The 3,892-nt window shown below is 61.6% G+C and carries 2 protein-coding genes; both read left to right on the top strand.

The genetic code is table 11. The features are described 5' to 3' along the window. Window positions 1–40 precede the first annotated feature (40 nt). A complete protein-coding gene (locus tag DBR23_RS21035; RefSeq protein ID WP_108499493.1) occupies window positions 41–2,278 on the top strand; it encodes a xanthine dehydrogenase family protein molybdopterin-binding subunit in 2,238 nt (745 codons plus the stop codon). Between the two features lie 389 nt (window positions 2,279–2,667). Then, window positions 2,668–3,831: a CHASE3 domain-containing protein gene (locus DBR23_RS21030; protein ID WP_108499492.1), complete on the top strand. Its 1,164-nt coding sequence runs from the start codon at window positions 2,668–2,670 to the stop codon at window positions 3,829–3,831. Window positions 3,832–3,892 lie beyond the last annotated feature (61 nt).

Here is a 3,892-nt window from a genome sequence, read left to right as displayed (position 1 = left end):
CTTCGAACCCCATGCCCTGCAGGGCCAGGCACAACATTTCATGCCAAAACACCTCCAAGCGCTAGTGGATAAAGCGCAAGGCGCTATCACTTCGGGAGCAATCGATGCATCGGACGGCGTTGCGCGCCGCACCTTCCTCAAGGTGTCTGCGGCCTCGGGCTTTGCGCTGGGCGCGTTTCCGCTGGTGTCTGCTGCGCAGGGCGCGGCGGCTGCGGCGCCCGCAGGCCTCAAGCCGCACGAGCAGCCCTCGGCCTTTGTGCGCATTGATGCCGATGGCACCGTCACCGTCACCATCAACCGGCTGGACTTTGGCCAGGGCGTGCAAACCGGCCTGCCCATGATCCTGGCCGAGGAGCTGGATGCCGACTGGAGCAAGGTGCGCAGCGTGCACGGCGACGCCAATCCGGCCTACGCCGACCCCGCATTTGGAATGCACCTCACCGGTGGCTCCAACTCCATCAAGAACTCGTACACGCAGTACCGCGAGCTGGGCGCGCGCACCCGGGCCATGCTGGTCGGGGCCGCTGCTGCCCAGTGGGGAGTGGACGCGTCGGCCCTGCGCACCAGCAACGGCTTTGTGGTCGGCCCCGGTGGCAAGAAGCTGGGCTACGGTGCGCTGGCAGAAGCCGCCATGAAGCAGCCCGTGCCCGAAAAGGTCGCACTCAAGGACCCCAAGCAATTCCGCCTGATCGGCAAACCCACCGGGCGGCTGGATGCCAAGGCCAAGTCGAGCGGCCAGCAGGACTACGGCATTGACGTGCGCCTGCCCGGCATGCTGACGGCAGTGGTGGCCCGCCCGCCCGTGTTTGGCGCCAAGGTGAAGTCCCTGGACGACAGCGCCGCCAAGGCCATCAAGGGCGTGAAGGCCGTGCTTCGCGTGCCCACCGACCGGGGCGGCGAGGGCGTTGCCATCGTGGCCGACGGCTACTGGCCCGCCAAGCAGGGGCGCGACGCCCTCAAGGTGGAGTGGGACACCAGCGCGGTCACCAAGCCCGACACCGCCGCGCTGCTGGCGCAGTACCGCGAACTGGCCGCCAAGCCAGGCAATGTGGCCATGCAGGCCGACATGGCGCCGCTGGCGGGCGCCCCCCACAAGATCAGTGCCGAGTTCGTCTTCCCGTACCTGGCGCACGCGCCCATGGAGCCGCTCAACTGCACCGTGAAACTGGACGGCGACAAAGCAGAACTCTGGATGGGCACGCAGATGCCCGGCCTGGACGCGATGGCCGCCGCCAAGACGCTGGGCCTGCAGCCGCAGAACGTGAAGGTGAACACGCAGATGGCCGGTGGCGGCTTTGGCCGCCGCGCCATCCCCACCAGCGACTACGTGGTGGAGGCCTGCGGCGTGGCCAAGGCGGCCCACACCGCCGGTATCACCGCGCCCGTGCGCACGCTGTGGAGCCGCGAAGACGACATCAAGGGCGGCTACTACCGCCCCATGCACGTGCACCGCGCCGAGATCGGCTTCGACGCCAAGGGCAAGATCCTGGCGTGGGACCACACCATCGTCGGCCAGTCCATCACCAAGGGCTCGCCATTCGAGGCCTTCATGATCAAGAACGGCATTGACGCCACGGCCATCGAGGGCATGAAAGAGCCGTACGACGTGCCCATGAAGCTGTCGGTGCACCACCCGGACGTGAACGTACCGGTGCTGTGGTGGCGCAGCGTGGGCTCCACCCACACGGCCTACGCAATGGAGACGCTGATCGACGAAGTGGCCCGCACCACCAAGCAGGACCCTGTGGCCTACCGCTTGGCCCTGATGGGCGACAAGCACCCGCGCCACAAGGCGGCGCTGCAGCTGGCCGTCGCCCAGTCGGGCTACGGCAAGAAGAAGCTAGCCGCAGGCCGTGCCTGGGGCGTGGCGGTGCACGAGTCGTTCGAGTCGGTGGTGGCCTATGTGGTCGAGGCCTCCGTCAAAGACGGCACGCCCAAGCTGCACAGCATCACCGCAGGCGTGCATTGCAACCTGGTGGTCAACCCCAAGAGCGTCGAAGCCCAAGTGCAAGGCGCCGCGCTGATGGGCCTGGGCACCTGCCTGCCCGGCGCTGCCATCACGCTCAAGGACGGTGTGGTGGAGCAGAGCAACTTCGGCGACTACGCCGTGCCCCGCATCACCGACATGCCGCAGGTGACGGTGCACATCGTGCCCAGCGCCGATCCGCCGAAGGGCATGGGCGAACCGGGCCTGCCACCGCTGGCACCGGCGTTTGCCAATGCCATTGCGCAGATCACAGGCAAGACGCCGCGCGAGCTGCCGTTCAAGCTGGCTTGATAAAGCTAGTTGGAATGAGAGCGCCGGGTTTGGAAGAGCCCGGCGCTTTTTTTATGACCCATCCATCTGCTTCAGTTCGGGGTCCGACATAGCATTGCTCTGGCTGTGTTTTAGCGCGCAGCTTTCGGCCTCCTTCAAGCGGCAGAGAAATGACTGCAACGCAGCCATTGCCGTCGGCCGTTTTGGTCTCTCGACCTCGCAGAATGTGCCATCAGCGGTCTTCTAACGCTCCTATCCCAATCTTCAAACCAGTGGGACTGCATGATGCGCCTAACTAACTGGAGTCAGATTGCATCGATGGAATTGGAGACCTGTATGCATTTTGGTGCACGCGTATAGACAAGCGCTATCAAACCTGCAAAATGTAACAACCAGTACAAAGGTGTTGCATGCCACGGTTGCTCGCGCAAAGACGAAGTTTTGAGAGAAAAATCCTTTTGGGATTTCTGTCCGCACTAATTGTTGTTGCAATGGTCACAGCTGCCAACTGGCGACTGACACAAGCCAGTCGTGATGCAGTGCAACTGGTTTCACAAACCCAACAAATCGTCAATGCAGTTTCGCGGTTAAACGAAGACACCCTCCAAATTGAATTGAGCACTCAAAGCTACAGGATTTCTGGCAGAGAGGATGTCTTAGCGGAAAGAGACAAACAGATTGAGGCTCGCGAAAAGACCATGGGAAGTTTGAGAGAACTGCTCGTGGGTGACGCCGAACAGTTGGAGCGGTGGCAGCAACTTCGGGCAGTTCTAGATCAGCGCATCGCGATTGCCAAGCAGGTAAGTGCCTTGCGCGCGACAGAAGGCTTAGAGGCCGCCAACGCATTTGTTGCCGCGGCTCCCTTGCGCGAAACGCGCGAGCGTACCGTCTCGATACTTAAAGCGATGGACGACGATGCCCATTTGTCGCTCGAAGAGCGTGCGGCAGACCAACTCAGGAGCCAGGGTTTATTGACGGAAGTTGGATGGGCGATGGCTTTTCTGCTGTCAACCTTGCTTGTGAGCACATTCGTGCTGGCACGACGTCAACTTCTTGCCAGTGAGGCAGACCAACGGGCACTGGCCAAGAGTGAAGCGAAGCTATCGACCACGCTGCGCTCGCTGGGTGATGCTGTTTTGGTAACAGATGCGCAGGGGCGGATCACACGCATGAACCCTGTGGCAGAACGACTCACCGGGTGGGCTTTTGAGCTTGCCGAGGGGCAATTCGTTGATGTTGTATTCAAAGTGGAAAGTCTGTCGGGTCCGGCAACAGGGCGAGGTCTTGTGGCGCAAGTTCTGTTCACCAATAAGGCCTGCCAAGATACAGAAGATATTGTTCTGGCTCACAGAAACGGAGGGCTGTGCCCGATTGGTGCGAATGCAGCTCCTATCCGAAGTGAGGACGGGGGCCTACAAGGTGTGGTCCTGGTTTTTCGTGACACTACGACAGAGCGAAAGGCCAAAGAGCTGATCCGCGATCAAAACGCCTTGCTCGAACAACACGTTCAAGAGCGAACTGCTCAATTGGTTGACACGCATGGGCTGCTGCCGGTTTCGATGACACCTTGTTAAGGTGGAAGATGAAACCGGAGGTGGTTCATGGAGAGAAGAAGGACATTCAGCCGCGAGTTCA

This window comes from Acidovorax sp. HMWF018, from assembly GCF_003061035.1.
Taxonomy (GTDB): domain Bacteria; phylum Pseudomonadota; class Gammaproteobacteria; order Burkholderiales; family Burkholderiaceae_C; genus Acidovorax; species Acidovorax delafieldii.
This window is presented reverse-complemented; position numbering and strand designations above follow the sequence as displayed.